Consider the following 15,527-nt stretch of genomic DNA (forward strand, 5'->3'; position numbering starts at 1 on the left):
CCTAGCTGTAAGAGGTCATGACGTTGTTGACTCGTGCCGGGGCCAACGAGGTTGGCGGGGCGTCCCCGCAGGAGGTATGAGGCCGATGGTAGTTGTAGTGGTTCACCCACACCTGCAGGGCCTCACGCCGAGCTTGCTCTGAGGAGTACGGGCGGGCGTAGAGGACCTCATCGACCATCAGCCGGTTGTACCGTTCGACCTTCCCGTTATGGCGGGGCGTGTAGGGCCGGATCCGGTGGTGCCGGCCTCCGAGCGAGACCACCTTCGCGGTGAAGTCCACGGCCCGGTAGTTGTTCCCGTTGTCCGTGATCACCCGGTCCACGGTGATGCCGTGCGCGGCGAAGAACGCCCTCGCCCGGCAGAAGAACCCGATCGTGGTCACCGCCTTCTCGTCCTCCAACGCCTCGGTGTAGGCCAGGCGGGTGTACCCGTCGATCGCCGAGTGCAGGTAGGTGTACCCGACCCGTCGGCCAGGCCCGCGTTTGGCCGCTCGCGCGTTCTCGGAGTCCCGGCCGTGAGCACGCCAGCCGCCCCCGTCAGGGATCTTCCCGATCTTCTTCACGTCCAGGTGCACCATGTGCCCCGGCCCTCTCGCGGTGATCTTCTGGGGTCGTTGGCGCAGGTCTTCTCCGGCCGGGGTCAGGTCCCGTAGGCGGGAGATCCCGGCCCGGTGCAGCCACCGTCCCACGGTACGAAGACACACCCGGTGGCCCTCGGAGACGAGGTGGTGATGGATGCGCCGTGCGGACCACTTGCGCTCCCGCCGCAGGGCGTGGATCTGGGCGACCAGGACCGGATCGAGCTGGGCAGGTGAACGGTGCGGCCGGCTGGGCAGGTCCTGAAGGCCGGCTTCTCCCTGGGCGCGGTAGCGGGCGACCCAGGTGGCCACCGTGGGCCGGCTCACCCGGAACTCGGCGGCCACGTGTGCCTGCGGGATCCCGTCGTGCAGGTGGCGGTGGACCATCCTGAGACGGCCGGTCGGGGTCAGGGGTGCGTTAGCGTGAGTCATGAGTGGGTCTTTTCGGGCAGGTGGGTTGTTGAGGAACTTCCATCCTGCGGGGCGGGGCCCACTCGTCTCATCTCAGCCGGCGCCTCGTGGCAAGAACCTCATGACCCACAACACCTAGCCTGCAACGTGATCCACGTCACCCCAGTCGGCGTCGTGGGGGGGCGCGGCGGACCGGGGGCTGTGCCGCGAGCCAGACGTTTTGGCTGCAATCAGGGGCTGATCACGACCGAAACGTCTGGCTCACGGCGCGGGGGTGGGGAGGGAGTGGGGAAAGCACGAGGGCTGGGGCGGCGGGCGGCTCACGCGGCCACGCCCGGCGTCCCCCTCGTACACTCGGCACATGCTCCCGGACCCCAGCCCCACCGTCACCGTGGACGGCCTCCTGCTGCGCCCGCTGCGCGCCGCGGACGAGATCGCGGCGCGCGAGGCGGACGCCGAGCTGCATCGGGAGGGGTTCGACTTCCTGATGGCCGGCACCCGCTCCTTCCCCGCGGTCCGCCGCGCGTTCGCCGCCGAGGCGCGCGGCGACGTCGAGCCCGGCCGCGCGCCCGCCTCCTTCTACGTGGGCGTGGACGAGAACGGTGAGCTGGTGGGCCGGGTGTCCGTGCGGTGGGAGCTGAACGAGGCGCTGCGGCACGTCAACGGACACGTGGGCTATGCGGTGCGCCCCGCGTTCCGGCGGCGGGGCCACGCCGCGCGGCTGCTGCGCGGCGCCCTGACGCTGCTGGCCGCACGCGGGGTGCCCGCCGCCCTGCTCACGTGCGACGAGACGAACACCGCCTCCGTGGCCACGATCCGTGCGTGCGGGGGCGTGCTGCGGGACCGGGTCGAGGCGGACCTCGACGGTGCGCCCTTCCCCGTGCCCCAGCTGCGCTTCGACGTCCCCACGACGGCGGCCTGACCGGAGGGACGGCGGGGACCGCGCCGCCGGCCTCAGTAGGCCTTGACGCGCTGCTCCACGATCAGGTGGATGAGCGCGAACCGGCCCTCCTCCTGGACCGCCTTGAGCGCCGCGTCCACGGCCGCCGGCACGTCCGCGTCCCGCTCCACGCGCACCCCGAAGCCGCCGAACGCCTGGGCCATGGCGGCGAAGTCGGGGTTCTTCAGCTGGGTGCCGGAGACGCGCCCGGGGTACTGGCGCTCCTGGTGGGTGCGGATGGTGCCGTACTCCTGGTTGTCCATGACGATCACGAGGGGCGTGGCGCCGTACTGCGCGGCGGTCGCCAGCTCCTGGCCGTTCATGAGGAACTCGCCGTCGCCGGCGATGGTCACCACGGTGCGGTCCGGGAAGTTCAGGGACGCGGCCACGGCACCCGGCACCGAGTAGCCCATGGAGCCGTTGCGGGCCGAGATCATGGAGCGATAGCCCTCGGTCGGGAAGTACCGGTGCGCCCAGTTGGTGTGCTCGCCCGCGCCGAGGGAGATCATCGAGTCCTTCGGCAGCTTCGGCACCAGGTTGGCCATGAGCGTGGCCATCTTCGCCTGGCCCTCGGACGGCTCGGCCGGGGGCAGGGCCGCGAACTTCTCCTGCTCGCCGCGCATGCGGGAGGTCCACTCCTCCCACTCCGGCTTGACCTCGAGCTCCATGCGGACGAGGTCGCGGATGAACCCGTCCGGCTTGGCCACGATCTGGTGGGACACGGGGCCGGAGCGGCCGCGCAGGGACGGGTCGATGGTGACCAGGAAGTTCTTCTTGTCCCAGTTCTGGCGGATGGTGAAGCCATTGGTCACGACGTCGCCCGGCACGGTGCCGACGAACACGATGAGGTCGGTCTCCTCGAGCATGTCGTAGGTCGGCTTCGGGCGGCCGTAGCCGATCGGGCCCACGTAGGACGGCGAGGAGAACGGCACGGTGCCCTCGGTGCGCCACTCGGCGGCGGCGGGGATCTTGTGCTCCTCCAGCCACGTCGTCAGGGTCTGCGCACCCTCGTCCGTCCAGTCGTTGCCACCGGTGATGAACAGCGGCTTGCGGGACTCCTTGAGCGCGGCGTGCAGGGACTTCCAGTCCCCCACGGTCATGCCGCCTGAGGCCACGGGGATCTGCGGGTGCAGGTGCGCATCGATCTCCTCACGGATCACGTCCTCCGGCAGGCCGACGACGACGGGCCCGGGCCGGCCCGAGCTGGCGGCGAACATGGCCTCGGCCACGATCTCGGAGGCGCGCTCCGGGTGGTCCAGGACCATCACGCGCTTCGCACCGGTGCCGAACCAGGCGTGCGGGTCGAACTCCTGGAAGGCCTCGCGGTCGCGGTGCTCGAACGGGATCAGGCCGACGAACAGGACGAGCGCCGTCGAGTCCTGCCACGCGGTGTGCAGGCCGACGTGGGCGTTCGCGGCGCCCGGGCCGCGCGTCACCATGGCGACGCCAGGGACCACGTTCATCTTGCCGTCGGCCTCGGCCATGTACGTGGCGCCGCCCTCGTGGCGGCACACCACGTTCTCGATGCCCGAGTCGTGCAGGCCGTCCAGGACGTCCAGGTAGGACTCGCCCGGCACGGAGTAGACGCGCTTCACGCCGTGGGACTCGAGGGTCTTGACGATGACGTGCCCGGCGGAGAGGCGACCGGTCGCCTGGGAGGTCTGGGACATGGAGGTCTCCTGTGCTGGTTCGGGGGCCCCTCCGGCCCCGTGGGTGCACCCCGCCGTGCAGACGGGGTCCGTGGGGGTCAGGGTACTGGACGGGACGGCGCCGGAGGCGACCCGATACGCGGCGTGAAGCCGGTGACGGGAGGGCGGGCCCGCCGTACGATTTCCCCATGCTCTCCGCGCCGACGCTCTCCCGCCTCGCCTCCCTGGCCGCGTTCCTGAACACCGCCCCCGGACTGCGGGGCGGTCAGCCGGCCGACGAGCGGTTCACCGCCGCCACGCAGCTGCCCTCCCTCGTCCCTGAACTCCAGGAGGACGAGGTCCGCCTCCGCCTGGCCGCCGCCGCGGCCGTGCGTGGCCGCGAACTCCGCGGCCGTCTGGCCGAGGTCTGGGCCCTCGCCGCCGTGGACGAGGCGGCCGCCGTGGAGCGCGTGAACGCCCTCCTCGCCGCGGCCGGGCCGCTGCGGCTGACGGCCGGGGGCGACGTCGTCGGGCTGGCACCGGCGCAGGTCCCCGCCGACGCGGTGGAGCGGCTGGCCGCGATGGCCGCCCTCGCGCTGGCGGAGACCGCGATGGACGGCGAGCTGACCCGCCTGCGCGTGTGCGAGGGCGAGGACTGCGAGAACGCGCTCGTGGACGCCAGCCGGAACCGGTCCAAGCGGTTCTGCGACGAGGCCAACTGCGCCAACCGCACCCACGTGCGCTCCTACCGGGCACGGCTGGCCGAGGCGGCGGAGTCCGCCCCCGCGGCGGATCCGGCCGGGCCGGAGGAGGCGGAGGCGCCGGAGGCCGTCGTGGACTCCGAGGCGCCCGAGGCCGCCGTGGACTCCGAGGCCGCCGCCGACGAGCCCCGCCGGGAGACCAAGAAGGAGAAGAAGGAGCGCAGGAAGGCGGAGAAGAAGGCCCGCAAGAAGGCGGAGAAGAAGGCCCGCAAGAAGAAGTCGGACAAGAAGAAGGACTGACCCGGCCCCACCCGCCAGGTGACCCGGCGCTGAACATCGGGGGACGGGGCGGCCTCGTGGTTCCGTCGGCCGACCGGACACCCCTAGTCTGCGAGGCATGAGCGAGCACACCCCCGCCGCCCCCGCGTCCCTCGGACCCGCCCACCGCAAGGTCGGCGTCGTGGGGGCCGGCGGCGTCGGCACCGCGATCTGCTACGCGGCGCTGATCCGCGGCGTCGCCCGCGAGGTCGCCCTCTACGACATCGACGAGCCCAAGGTCCGCGCCGAGGTCCTCGACCTGGCCCACGGCACCCCGTTCACCTCTGCATCCGCGATGACCGGCGGCGCGGACCCGGACGTCCTGGCCGGCTGCGAGGTCGTCGTGATCACGGCCGGCGCCAACCAGAAGCCGGGGCAGACCCGCCTCGACCTCGGCGCGCACAACGTGGAGATCCTGCGCGGCCTGCTGCCCCAGGTGCAGGCGCACGCGCCGGACGCGCTGATCGTGCTCGTCACCAATCCCGTGGACGTCCTCACGCTGGTGGCCCAGCGCCTCACCGGTCTGCCGGCCGGCCGGGTGATCGGCTCGGGCACCCTGCTGGACACGTCCCGCCTGCGGTGGCTGCTGGCGTCGCGGGCGCAGGTCCACGCGTCGTCGGTGCACGCGGCCATCCTCGGCGAGCACGGGGACACGGAGTTCCCCGCGTGGAGCTCGGCGCGCATCGGCCCGACGCCCCTCCTCGAGTGGCCGACGCCGGCCGACCCGCTGTTCACCCGCGCCGACCTGGACGAAGTCGCGGACACCGTGGTCAACGCGGCCTACGAGGTGATCCAGGGCAAGGGCGCCACCACGTACGCGGTCGGCGTGGCCACGACCCGCCTGCTCGAGGCGATCCTGCGCGACCAGCACGCCATCCTGCCGGTCTCCACCGTGCTCGACGGCGTCCACGGGCTCTCCGACGTCGCCCTGTCCATGCCGTCCGTGGTGGGGCGCGACGGCGTCACACGCGTGATCCAGCCCGAGCTGGACGCCGCGGAGATGCGGGCGCTGCACGCCTCGGCGGACGCGCTGCGGCGGGAGGCACGCAGCCTCGGGTTCTGAGGCGCCGGCCTCAGGCGCGCGGGGCGTCGCCTCCGGTGCCGCCCTGCTCGCGGCGCTCCCGGGCGGCCTGGGCGCGGCGGTCGGCGGCGGCCTTGCGGAACATCTCCTCGGAGGACCGGTTCACGCCGGAGCCCTGGGAGAGGTGGTCCGGGTTCTCGCGCGCGGCGAGCTGCAGCATGGCCACCACCACGAGCGACGTCATGAAGAAGACGCCGAAGGCGATCAGCGCGATGTCGATGCGCAGCGGATTCTGCGTGCCGCCGGAGGCCGTGATGCCGGCGATCACCCCACCGATCAGGCCGAGCACGGCGGAGAAGACGAGCGGGCCCTTGACCGTGGTGCGCAGACCGCCGCGTGCCGGGCGGCCGGATCCGGCGCGATCGGCGGACGGGCGGGGGGACGGTGCGCTCACGGCGGGACTCCTGACGGCTGGGGGCGGCTGGGGCGACACGGCCCACGCAGGCGCCCGGGGCTGAGGCCCTCGGGGCGCGGCGGACCGGAGCCAGTCTACGCGTCCGGCCGACGGGTGGCCCCTCGGGGCCCCGAGGTCCTCCCCCGGCGAACGTCCGCCCCGCGGGTCGGAGCGGCGACGTCGGCCCGGTTCAGAGGCCCCTGGCCGTGCCGCGGTCCCGGCGCACCTCGTGGTGGAAGCCGAGCCCGGAGACCATCAGGAGCACCCCGATCAGGATCGCCCCGCCGCCGGCGATGCCGAGCAGGGCGTGCGGGCCGAAGCCCTGCAGGGCGGCCACGACCACGCCGCCCCCGGAGAGCAAGCCCACGAGACCGGTCCACAGCTGGTCCCGCGCGGGGATGAACTCGTGGCGGTGGCGGGCCCACGCCACGAGCTCGGCGACGCCGCCGAGCACGAGGGCGGCGCCGGCCGCCACGCCCACCGCGGCCGGGGACCCCAGGAACAGCAGCACGATCACGCCGAGCATCCACGCGGCCGCCGCCAGGGACAGCGGGGAGCGCATGGCCACGGGCACCGGGTCGCGGCGCAGGTACTCCCACATCGCCGAGCCGGAAAATGCCAGATACAGCGCGAACATGACCTTCATCCACGTCAGGCCCGGCTCGGCGACGAACACGGTGGTCAGACCGAACGCCAGCGCCACCACGGCGCGGATCAGGATCGGCTTGAACACCACGGACGAGATCTCGAGGGGGGTCTGCACGGTAGCCACCGCCCCAGTCTAGGAGCCGTGCGGCCGCGGCCCGGCCCGCGCGTCACCGCCCGGACGCGCTCACACGACGCCGAGCCGCATCCAGTCGTCGCGCCGGGCCCGCCAGCCGAGGGTGAGCGCCCGCATCCCCATGTAGACCCCCGCGAAGCCGAGCCAGAGCAGGCCCAGCTGCACGCCGGCGTCGGGCACGGCGGCGTTCGGTCCGGGCCAGACCGCGGTCCAGCCGAACCCGCCCGTGGCGAGCTGCGCGAGCACCCAGAGCGCCGGCGCGTAGACCACGAGGTTCACGAGGCCGGCGAGGGCGAGGTAGCGGGCGTCGCCGGCGCCGATCAGCACGCCGTCCAGCACGAACACGTACCCGGCCACCGGCTGCCCGGCGGCCAGCACCCACAGGCCCACGGTGGCGGCGGCCTGCACGGTCGGGTCCGTGGTGAACAGCCCCGGCAGCACCGGCGCCGCGAGGGCCAGGACGGCCCCAGTCACGACGCCGAAGCCCAGCCCCCAGTGCACCATCGTCCGGGTGAGGCGACGGGCGGCGTCCGGCCGGGCGGCCCCGAGCTCGGCGCCGATCAGGGCCTGCGCGGCGATCGCGAGGGCGTCGAGGGCGAACGCCAGCGTGGAGAACAGCGTGAAGACGAGCTGGTGCGCGGCGAGGGTGAGGTCGCCCGCGCCGGCGGCGGCCATGACGGTGATGAGGATGGCCGCGCGCAGGCTCGCGGTGCGCAGCAGCAGCCACGACCCCACCTGGGCCGTGGCGCGCATGCCCGAGGCACGGGGCGCCCACGCCGTGCCCGAGCGGCGGAAGCGCGGGGCCAGCACGAACAGGTACGTCACGAGCATCGCCCACTGCACCACGGACGTGCCGATGGCCGAGCCGGCCACGCCCCAGCCCAGCCCGTACACCAGGGCCACGTTCAGCCCGATGTTCGCGCCGAAGCCCACACCCGCCACCACGAGCGGCGTCACGGTGTCCTGGAGGCCGCGGAGCACCCCGGTGGCGGCGAGCACGGCCAGCAGGGCCGGCAGCCCCGGCATGGACCAGCGCAGGTAGGCGACGGCGTGGGCCTGCACCTCGCCCGTCGCGCCGAGGGCCGCCGTCAGCGCGGGGGCCGCGAGCCAGCCGAGGACGGCCAGCACCGCGCCGAGCAGCAGGCCCAGCCAGATGCCGTCGCGGCCGCGGTCCATCGCGGCGGCCAGGTTCCCCGCCCCGATCAGCCGGGCCACCGCCGGGGTGGTGGCGTAGGCCAGGAAGATCATGAGGCCGGTGAGCGTGTGCAGGATGGTGGTGCCGATCCCGACGCCGGCCAGCTGGGCCGTGCCCAGGTGCCCGATGATCGCGGTGTCGGCCAGCAGGAACAGCGGCTCCGCGATGAGCGCGCCGAACGCGGGGACCGCGAGCGCGAGGATGCGCCGCGTGAGGGCGCGCGCGTCCTGCGGGGCGGGCGCCGCCGTCGAGCCGGAGGGTCCCGCCATCTCAGCCCAGCAGGGCCAGCAGCGGGGCCAGCGCCGTGGTCGGGGCAGTGGGGCCGGGCAGCGTGTCCGGCAGCAGGGGGGCCACGAGGTAGAGCATCGCGATGGCGATGCCGTTGTTCACCATGTGCAGCAGCACCGCGTACCCGAACGAGCGGCCCATCAGGATGTAGGACACCGTGATCGCCACCGCGAGGGTCAGGTACGGGACGGTCTCCACGAGCCGGAAGTCGCCGCCGGTGCCGAGGAAGTGCAGGAGTGTGAACGCGAGCACGGAGACCACGGCGCACACCCACACGTTGATCCAGCGGGAGAGCTTGCCGATCAGCAGGTGGCGGAACAGGTACTCCTCCACGAGCGGGGCGGCCACCACGGTCATGAGGATCATGAGCACGGGCGGGGCCTGCGTGGTCATCTCCTCGAGCGCGGCCTGGTTGGCGCTGGTCTGCGCCTCCCCGATGAGGCTCAGCACGATCACGTTCACGACGATGCACGCCAGCCACGTGGCGGGCAGCAGCAACAGCTTCCACCACGTCCCCGTGCGGAACACCCGCAGCGACGTCACGAGCGGGCGCCAGGCCACGGCCAGCACGAGCACCACGAGGATCGCGTAGCTGACGATGTTCACCGTGAACCCGTCGCGGACCAGGTCGAACGCCTCGAGGTCACCGGGGACCAGGCCGAGCGACACCGCCAGCCACAGCCCCAGCCCGAGCACCATGAGCGCCACGTACACGAGCACCACGACGGCGTCGCCCCAGTGGAACCGACCCGGGGTCCAGTCCGGCGCGGGGCGGGCCGCGGGCCGGCGGCCGGGCCAGCCGGCGGGGACGCCACCGGGGGCGCCGGGGTGCCCGTGCAGGCTCGGGGCGACGGCGGCGCGGCGGGCGGACGGCCGGCCCGACGGCGGCCAGCCGGCGGGCGGACCGGCCGGCGGGCCAGAGGGAGGAACGCTCATGGCGGCCACGCTACCAACGGGGGCGGACGCGCCAGGCCGCGGGCGCCGTCGTCGGGAGCGGCTCCGTGGCCCACGCCACGCCCGCGCGCCCGCGACACGCGCGCGGTGGCGGCGGGCCGAACGCCTCGTCTACGGTGCTCCCCATGGCCTTGTTCTCCCAGCCGGTGTTCATCAACCTCCCGACGACGGACACCGAGCGGATCCGTGAGTTCTGGACGACCCTGGGCGCCACCGCAATGGACGACTACTCGGACGAGCACTCGGTGTGCATCGAGCTCACCGAGTCGACGTACGCGATGTACCTCAGCCCCGGCTACTACACCGACTTCATCGGCAACCGTGAGATCGCCGACTGCCTCACCACCAACTCCGCCCTCATGGCGCTGACCGTCGGCGACGCCGCGGCGGTGGACGCCCTGGCGGACCGGGCGATCGAGCTCGGCGCCGCCGAGGTGCCCCTGCCCGAGGACCTGCGCGAGGAGATGGCCGACTCCGGCATGCACTCCCGCGAGATCGTCGACCCGGACGGGCACCAGTGGGAGTTCGTCACCGCCTGAGCCCGCCGGCTCAGGCGCCGAGTCGCCCGGTGAGGCGCGCGTGCATCGCCGCGGAGGCCTCGTTCAGCCCCGTCACCTCGGCGTGGATCCCGTGCCGGGCGTACTTGGTCAGCACCGAGTCGAGCGCGGCCACAGTGGAGGCGTCCCACACGTGCGCGGCACTCATGTCGATCACGACGCGCGGCGGGTCGAGGGCGTACTCGAACTGCGAGTAGAGGTCGTTCGAGGACGCGAAGAACAGGGCGCCGTGCACGCGATACGTGACGGCGTCGCCGTCGTCGTGGACCTCGCGGACCACCGTGACCAGACGCGAGACGCGCTGAGCGAAGAGCACCAGCGCAGCGAGCACGCCCACACCCACGCCGATCGCGAGGTTGTGAGTGAGCACCGTGGCCGCCACGGTCACGACCATGACGGCGGTCTCCGAGCGCGGCATCGCGCGCAGGGTGGCGGGGCGCACCGAATGCCAATCGAAGGTGGCGGCGGCCACGAACATCATCACGCCCACGAGCGCGGCCATGGGGATCTGCGCCACGAAGCCGCCGAAGGCCACCACGAGCACCAGCAGGAACACGCCCGCGAGGAACGTGGAGATCCGGGTGCGGGCGCCGTTCGCCTTGACGTTCATCATGGTCTGCCCCACCACGGCGCAGCCGCCCATGCCGCCGAACAACCCCGAGACCACGTTCGCGACACCCTGCCCCCAGGACTCGCGCGTCTTGTCCGAGCGGGTGTCGGTGATGTCGTCCACGAGCTTCGCGGTGAGCAGGGACTCGAGCAACCCCACGAACGCGATGCCGACGCTGAACGGCAGGATCAACCGGAGGGTCTCCCACGTCAGCGGGACGTCCGGCAGGCCGAGCACGGGCAGCGCATCCGGCAGCGCGCCCCGGTCCCCCACGCGCGGCACGGCCAGGCCGGCGGCCATCACCAGGGCGGTGACCACGACGACGGCCACGAGCGTCGCCGGCACCGCCGTGGTGAGCCGCGGCAACAGCACCACGATCGCCAGGGCCAACGCCGTGAGCGGGTACACGAGCCACGGGACGCCGATCAGCTCGGGCAGCTGCGAGGTGAACACGAGGATGGCCAACGCGTTGACGAACCCCACCATCACCGAGCGCGGGACGAACCGCATGAGCCGGGCCACACCGAACACGCCGAGCAGGATCTGGATGACGCCGCCGAGGATGATCGCGGCAAGCAGGTGCCCCACCCCGTACGCGTGGGACAGCGGTGCGACGACCAGCGCCACCGCCCCCGTGGCCGCGGAGATCATGGCGGGCCGGCCGCCCACGATCGCCGTGGTGACGGCCATGGTGAAGGACGCGAACAGCCCGACGCGCGGATCCACGCCCGCGATGATCGAGAACGCGATGGCCTCCGGGATCAGGGCGAGCGCCACCACGACCGCGGCCAACACCTCGGTGCCCAGCAGCCGAGGGCTGCGCAGGGTGCGCAGGACGGACTGCCGCTGGAGCGGCGTGAGGGCAGGCGGGGGCGCGGCGGGTAAGGCGGGCATGCTCCCGAGGGTAGCGGTGCGCGGGCGGGGTGCCCGCCGGTGAGCGGGCCCGCCCGCCACCCCTCACGCCGTCCGCATCACCCGCACGGGGTCGCGGAACGCGGCGAACGCCGCCGGGGCGAGGCTGGCCAGCAGCGCGGTGAGGGCGGCCAGCACGGCCACCGCCGCCACGAAGTCCACCCCCAGCGTCCCGCCCTGGCCGGCGACGACGGCGTACCCGGCTCCGGAGCCCAGCACGGCGCCCAGCAGCGCAGGCACGGCGGTGCGCACGGCCACGAGCAGGATCAGGTCTCCGCGGCCGATGCCGAGGGTGCGGCGGCGGCCGAGGTCGCGGCGGCGGATGAGGACGTCGGCGAGCACCACGATGGACACGAAGAACGCGCCGGCTCCGAGGATCAGCAGCAGCAGGGAGCGTCCGAGCCCGGCGAGCTCGCCGGTGATCACCTGGTTGCCGGCGGAGAGGGCACGGGCGGTCTGGATGGAGGAGGCGCGCGGGTCGGGGTCGATCACGGCGAGCGCGGCCTCCTGCATGGCGCGGGTGCCGGCGGTGTCGGCGGCGAGGACGCGGACCTGCTGCATCACGAGGGCGTCCGGGGCGGCGGGGACGGTGAGGGCGTAGCCGTCGAGGTCCTGGAAGGGGTCCTGGGCCTGGAACGCCCCGACGACGGCCCACTGGCCGCCGTCCGTGGCCTCGATCGCTCCGGAGGGCTGGGCGAGGCCGAGCTCGGCGAGCTTGGCCTCGGGGACCACCACCTCGCCGGGGGCGGGCAGGCGGCCGCGGGTCAGCACGATGCCACGGTCCAGGGTGCCGACCACGTTCGTCACGGCCACGCGGGCGCCGCCCCGGCCGATCCCGGTGTTCACGGCGTCCATGGGCGAGTCCCGGGCGAGGGCGGCCTCGGCGGTGTCGAGTCCGGCGAGGGTGGCCGCGGTGGCGCCGGTGAGGAAACCGGTGCCGCCGGTGTCGGTGACGGTGAGCACGCGGGCGCCGGGGCCGGAGAGCTCTGCGGCGACGGCCGCCTCGGTGGCGGCCTGCCTGCCCACGGTGGCCACGGCGGCGAAGCACATGGCGGCCACCACGAGCAGCACGAGGGCGGAGGGCACGGGAGAGGTGCGTGCGGCGGTGACGGCTTCACGCAGCAGGGTGCGCAGGTTCATGGGCGGTCCTCCCGGTTCACAGCCGCACCACCTCGTCGGCGCGGGCGACGACGGCGGGGTCGTGGGTGGCGACCACCACGGTGCGCCCCTCGGCGGCGGCATCGGCGAGGGCGTCCATGACGAGGCCGGCGTTGTCCGGGTCGAGGTTGCCCGTGGGCTCGTCCGCGAGGACGACGACGGGCGCGTTCACGAGGGCGCGGCACACGGCCACCCGCTGCGCCTGCCCGCCGGAGACCTGCCCGGGCCGGTGGTCGGCGCGGTGGGCGAGGCCGAAGCGCTCGAGCAGCGCCCGTGCCCGGTCCTCGAGCGTCTGGCGCTCCAACCCGGCGTAGAGGCCGGGCTCCACCACGGAGTCCAGGATGGGGCGGGACGGGTCCAGCTCCGAGTCCTGGAACACGAATCCCACGGAGGTGGCGCGCAGGCGGGAGCGCTCCCGGTCCGGGCGGGTGGAGGCGTCGACGTCGCCGAGGCGCACCACTCCGGAGGTGGGCGTGAGCATGAGCCCGAGCACGTACAGGAGGGTGGACTTGCCGCGCCCGGAGGGCCCGGTGAGGGCGGTGACGGCGCCCGGCGTGAACGCGTGGGTGAGGCCGTCGAACAGCTCCTCGGCGGCGCGGGTATAGGCGAAGCGCAGGTCCTCGACGGCGAGGGCGGCGGGGACGACGGGGGCGGCGGGCGTGCCCGGGGTGGCGGGCCCCGTCATCGGGTGCCGTTCAGCACGCGCACCTGCTCGCCGGCGTCCACGCCGTCCACGACGGCGAGGCCGTCGGCGGAGCCGAGGACGGTGACGGTGCGGTCCTCCGCGGCGCCGTCCCGGACCACCGTGACCGTCGCGGCGCCGTCTGGCTGGGTGCGCAGGGCGGACACGGGGACCACGGGCCCGGAGACGGGCGGGACCACGCTGACCTGGGAGAGCAGGGAGGTGGTGGCGTCGGCGGGCAGGGTGTCGCAGTCCTCGCCGCAGACCACGCCGCCGTCCGGGGCGGTGAGGGTGATGCGGATCAGGCCCTGCTCGTCGGAGGTGGACTCGCCGGCGACGGCCTTCCATTCGTGTTCGCCGTGGGGCACGGTGACCTGGGTGCCGGCCGGGATGAGGGCGGCCTGCTCCTGGTTGACCTCGAGGGCGAAGTCCGGTTGGTCGCCGGGGCGGGCCACCACGTTCTCGCCGCCGGCGAGGGTGGTGCCGACGGCGGTGGTCTTCGCGTCCACGCTGAGGGGCGCGGGGAGGGCGTCGAGGACCACGAGCTGGCCGAGCTCCACGGTGTCCGCGGCGGGGTAGCCGCGTTCGGTGAGCCAGTCGTCCCAGGCGTCCGCGGTGGCCTCGTCCCACGTGCCGGTGGCCTCCACCTTCGCGCCGGTGGCGGCGAGCATGCGCTGGAACGCGGCGACGTCGTCGCCGGAAGTGCCCTCCCCGAGAGGGCGCCACTGGGGAAGCTCGCCCTGGAGGACGAGCACGGGCTTCTGGGCGACGGCGTACAGCACCTCCCCGGCAGCCACCTCGCCGGACTCTCCGGCCCGGGTGACGACGCCGGTCAGCGCGTTCACCGCCGCCGGCGTCTGCTCGCGCGACACGGAGACGCCGAGGGTGATGACGCGGCCGAGCTCCTGCTCGGCGACGGTGACGAGGGCGCTCGCGGCCGGACGCTGCTCGGCCTGAGCCGGAGGGGTGAGCGTGACCCGGCCGGCCCAGAAGGCGAGCGCGGCGACGGCCACGAGCGCAAGGACGAGGGCGGCCCAGCGGGCGGGGCGATTCATCCGGATGACCCCCAGAAGACATCCTGCGGCGGAAGCTCCGGGCATGTCTGCGCGACCTCGGCCTGGCGTTCTGCCGACACGCCCCTCATGCTGTCCGCGAAGGGCCACCACTGGTGGCGGCCTGGAGTGTAGAACGCGGAGACGAATGCCTCTTTGGAGGGGCGCGCGGAGGTGTCGACCGTGTAGCCGTAGGCCTCGAGACACGGGATGAGGTATTGGTCCCAGTAGTCATAGACGAGGCGGAGCTGCGGATCGGTCCAGTCCTGGGTGTAGCTCGGATCCACCGGGTGCTGTGCGTAGCAGGTCACGTAGGCCGCCTCGAAAGCAGACCTCTGGGACTCAGGTGGGGTGTCGATCTGAATTCCCCCGGTCGGACCGACCGAGTTCGGCCACCCGGCCTCGGCCAGGCATGTGGACACCATGCGGTCCGACTCGAGGGACGTGGCGTACCACCCGGAGCGCTCCACCTGAGGCGGCGCGGGCATTCCCGCCCCCTGAGCGTGCCGCGCGACTTGCTCACGGTAGGCGCGCTCCTTCTCCGCCTCCGTCGTCAGGAGGGGTTCGATCCTCTCGGTGGGAACCCACTGCGAGGCGTCCCAGGTCTTCTCGGCCGTCGCGGTGGGGGGAGCGGCGACCGTGGATGAACCGCCGAGGCCCGCAGACTCCCGACCGACGCAGCCGGTGAGGGTCAGGGCGACGGCCGCCACCAGGGCGGCCGTCGCAGGAATGCGTAATGAAGTCATCGGTGCCGGCGAGTCAGTACGGGTAGTAGCAGTAGCCGTAGGTGCCCGACAGGAGGAGTCCTGCGCTGCAGTCCTGCCGACCGGAGTCCGTCAGCGCCTGCGCTGGCACCGCACCGGAGACGGCCAACGGTCCAGCGACGGCCACGCCGGCACCGACCTTAGAAATCCGCTGCTTCATACCCATGTCGCTCCTCTTTATGGTTCACGCTCAGTCGTGATCTACATCACACTCTATGAAGGTGCTCGCCCTGTGTCCAGAGAATTCTCGGTCGGTCCACAGACGTGCCCCACCAGGGAGTCAAGAGGGTCCTGCGCGTGACGGATGCGCAATCTCAGGGGACGAATGAGCGCGGCCACACCGGCAGGGGTGGCCCGACGATCGGGTTTCGATACTCCCGTCACCGCCGCGCGCCCTAGCCCCGTACACCTCCGGCTCCGGAGAGGTGCGGGCTCGTGAAACTCACCGGCACCTGGATCGAGAAGGTCATCGGGTGGTCCCGTGTCGCAGCGACGCCAGCGGCCAGTGGCTGGGCGCCGGCGCC

At 73.3% G+C, this 15,527-nt stretch carries 16 protein-coding genes; 4 read left to right on the forward strand and 12 right to left on the reverse strand.

Translation table 11 applies throughout. The annotated features are described in order from the left end of the window. Nucleotide 1 precedes the first annotated feature (1 nt). A complete protein-coding gene (locus AC3RJ9_RS10260) occupies nt 2–1,009 on the reverse strand; it encodes an IS481 family transposase (protein WP_206495873.1) in 1,008 nt (335 codons plus the stop codon). 340 nt (nt 1,010–1,349) lie between these two features. Between AC3RJ9_RS10260 and AC3RJ9_RS10265 the strand changes: the two genes are divergently transcribed. After that, entirely contained in the window at nt 1,350–1,910 is a 561-nt protein-coding gene (locus AC3RJ9_RS10265; RefSeq protein ID WP_036341622.1) for a GNAT family N-acetyltransferase, read from the forward strand. 32 nt (nt 1,911–1,942) lie between these two features. Here the strand turns inward: AC3RJ9_RS10265 and AC3RJ9_RS10270 are convergent, their stop codons facing one another. Further along, entirely contained in the window at nt 1,943–3,598 is a 1,656-nt protein-coding gene (locus AC3RJ9_RS10270) for a thiamine pyrophosphate-dependent enzyme (RefSeq protein ID WP_036341620.1), read from the reverse strand. A gap of 167 nt (nt 3,599–3,765) precedes the next feature. Between AC3RJ9_RS10270 and AC3RJ9_RS10275 the strand changes: the two genes are divergently transcribed. Beyond that, the gene (locus AC3RJ9_RS10275) at nt 3,766–4,557 is read left to right on the forward strand and encodes a CGNR zinc finger domain-containing protein (protein ID WP_036341617.1); all 792 of its coding nucleotides are present in this window, start codon (nt 3,766–3,768) and stop codon (nt 4,555–4,557) included. A 97-nt stretch (nt 4,558–4,654) separates the two neighbouring features. Continuing rightward, nucleotides 4,655–5,638 (forward strand): L-lactate dehydrogenase, encoded by a 984-nt coding sequence (locus AC3RJ9_RS10280; protein ID WP_145950800.1) that lies wholly within the window; start codon nt 4,655–4,657, stop codon nt 5,636–5,638. Nucleotides 5,639–5,648: 10 nt separating this feature from the next. Here AC3RJ9_RS10280 and AC3RJ9_RS10285 read toward each other — a convergent pair whose 3' ends face one another. From AC3RJ9_RS10285 to AC3RJ9_RS10300, 4 genes are all read right to left on the reverse strand, one after another. Then, nucleotides 5,649–6,050, reverse strand: coding sequence for a hypothetical protein (locus tag AC3RJ9_RS10285; protein WP_002856779.1), 402 nt, complete (start codon nt 6,048–6,050; stop codon nt 5,649–5,651). Between the two features lie 190 nt (nt 6,051–6,240). Beyond that, nucleotides 6,241–6,822, reverse strand: a complete 582-nt coding sequence (locus AC3RJ9_RS10290) for a hypothetical protein (RefSeq protein ID WP_095347681.1) — start codon at nt 6,820–6,822, stop codon at nt 6,241–6,243. 60 nt (nt 6,823–6,882) lie between these two features. Beyond that, a complete protein-coding gene (locus tag AC3RJ9_RS10295) occupies nt 6,883–8,295 on the reverse strand; it encodes an MATE family efflux transporter (protein WP_036341608.1) in 1,413 nt (470 codons plus the stop codon). A 1-nt stretch (nt 8,296) separates the two neighbouring features. Continuing rightward, nucleotides 8,297–9,250 carry a CPBP family intramembrane glutamic endopeptidase gene (locus AC3RJ9_RS10300; protein WP_036317511.1) on the reverse strand — a complete coding sequence of 318 codons (954 nt, stop codon included), beginning with the start codon at nt 9,248–9,250 and terminating at the stop codon, nt 8,297–8,299. 143 nt (nt 9,251–9,393) lie between these two features. On the opposite strand from AC3RJ9_RS10300, the gene AC3RJ9_RS10305 reads away from it, so the two are divergent. Beyond that, nucleotides 9,394–9,807, forward strand: a complete 414-nt coding sequence (locus AC3RJ9_RS10305) for a VOC family protein (protein WP_020621736.1) — start codon at nt 9,394–9,396, stop codon at nt 9,805–9,807. Between the two features lie 10 nt (nt 9,808–9,817). On the opposite strand, the gene AC3RJ9_RS10310 is transcribed toward AC3RJ9_RS10305, so the two are convergent. The 6 genes from AC3RJ9_RS10310 to AC3RJ9_RS10335 form a co-directional block, all read right to left on the reverse strand. Next, a complete protein-coding gene (locus AC3RJ9_RS10310) occupies nt 9,818–11,329 on the reverse strand; it encodes a SulP family inorganic anion transporter (RefSeq protein ID WP_020621737.1) in 1,512 nt (503 codons plus the stop codon). 63 nt (nt 11,330–11,392) lie between these two features. Then, nucleotides 11,393–12,487 (reverse strand): hypothetical protein, encoded by a 1,095-nt coding sequence (locus tag AC3RJ9_RS10315; RefSeq protein WP_049147055.1) that lies wholly within the window; start codon nt 12,485–12,487, stop codon nt 11,393–11,395. Nucleotides 12,488–12,503: 16 nt separating this feature from the next. Beyond that, nucleotides 12,504–13,190 carry an ABC transporter ATP-binding protein gene (locus tag AC3RJ9_RS10320; RefSeq protein ID WP_020621739.1) on the reverse strand — a complete coding sequence of 229 codons (687 nt, stop codon included), beginning with the start codon at nt 13,188–13,190 and terminating at the stop codon, nt 12,504–12,506. Continuing rightward, on the reverse strand, nt 13,187–14,242 hold the full coding sequence (locus tag AC3RJ9_RS10325; protein WP_020621740.1) for a hypothetical protein: 1,056 nt from the start codon (nt 14,240–14,242) through the stop codon (nt 13,187–13,189). Before AC3RJ9_RS10325 ends, AC3RJ9_RS10320 begins: the two co-directional genes overlap by 4 nt. Then, nucleotides 14,239–14,985 carry a hypothetical protein gene (locus AC3RJ9_RS10330; protein WP_227717954.1) on the reverse strand — a complete coding sequence of 249 codons (747 nt, stop codon included), beginning with the start codon at nt 14,983–14,985 and terminating at the stop codon, nt 14,239–14,241. Before AC3RJ9_RS10330 ends, AC3RJ9_RS10325 begins: the two co-directional genes overlap by 4 nt. 13 nt (nt 14,986–14,998) lie before the next feature. After that, nucleotides 14,999–15,169, reverse strand: coding sequence for a hypothetical protein (locus tag AC3RJ9_RS10335; RefSeq protein WP_020621742.1), 171 nt, complete (start codon nt 15,167–15,169; stop codon nt 14,999–15,001). Nucleotides 15,170–15,527: the final 358 nt, after the last annotated feature.

It is taken from the genome of Micrococcus sp. 63XJN7_6_ISO-PGPR-S23-444, assembly GCF_058072765.1.

Excerpts from the sequence above, each read along its gene's own strand:
- AC3RJ9_RS10295 (WP_036341608.1), bottom strand. The coding sequence starts at position 8,295 with ATGGCGGGACCCTCCGGCTCGACGGCGGCGCCCGCCCCGCAGGACGCG.
- AC3RJ9_RS10320 (WP_020621739.1), bottom strand. The coding sequence starts at position 13,190 with ATGACGGGGCCCGCCACCCCGGGCACGCCCGCCGCCCCCGTCGTCCCC.
- AC3RJ9_RS10280 (WP_145950800.1), top strand. The coding sequence starts at position 4,655 with ATGAGCGAGCACACCCCCGCCGCCCCCGCGTCCCTCGGACCCGCCCAC.
- AC3RJ9_RS10300 (WP_036317511.1), bottom strand. The coding sequence starts at position 9,250 with ATGAGCGTTCCTCCCTCTGGCCCGCCGGCCGGTCCGCCCGCCGGCTGG.
- AC3RJ9_RS10275 (WP_036341617.1), top strand. The coding sequence starts at position 3,766 with ATGCTCTCCGCGCCGACGCTCTCCCGCCTCGCCTCCCTGGCCGCGTTC.
- AC3RJ9_RS10270 (WP_036341620.1), bottom strand. The coding sequence starts at position 3,598 with ATGTCCCAGACCTCCCAGGCGACCGGTCGCCTCTCCGCCGGGCACGTC.
- AC3RJ9_RS10260 (WP_206495873.1), bottom strand. The coding sequence starts at position 1,009 with ATGACTCACGCTAACGCACCCCTGACCCCGACCGGCCGTCTCAGGATG.
- AC3RJ9_RS10265 (WP_036341622.1), top strand. The coding sequence starts at position 1,350 with ATGCTCCCGGACCCCAGCCCCACCGTCACCGTGGACGGCCTCCTGCTG.
- AC3RJ9_RS10305 (WP_020621736.1), top strand. The coding sequence starts at position 9,394 with ATGGCCTTGTTCTCCCAGCCGGTGTTCATCAACCTCCCGACGACGGAC.
- AC3RJ9_RS10325 (WP_020621740.1), bottom strand. The coding sequence starts at position 14,242 with ATGAATCGCCCCGCCCGCTGGGCCGCCCTCGTCCTTGCGCTCGTGGCC.
- AC3RJ9_RS10335 (WP_020621742.1), bottom strand. The coding sequence starts at position 15,169 with ATGGGTATGAAGCAGCGGATTTCTAAGGTCGGTGCCGGCGTGGCCGTC.
- AC3RJ9_RS10330 (WP_227717954.1), bottom strand. The coding sequence starts at position 14,985 with ATGACTTCATTACGCATTCCTGCGACGGCCGCCCTGGTGGCGGCCGTC.
- AC3RJ9_RS10310 (WP_020621737.1), bottom strand. The coding sequence starts at position 11,329 with ATGCCCGCCTTACCCGCCGCGCCCCCGCCTGCCCTCACGCCGCTCCAG.
- AC3RJ9_RS10315 (WP_049147055.1), bottom strand. The coding sequence starts at position 12,487 with ATGAACCTGCGCACCCTGCTGCGTGAAGCCGTCACCGCCGCACGCACC.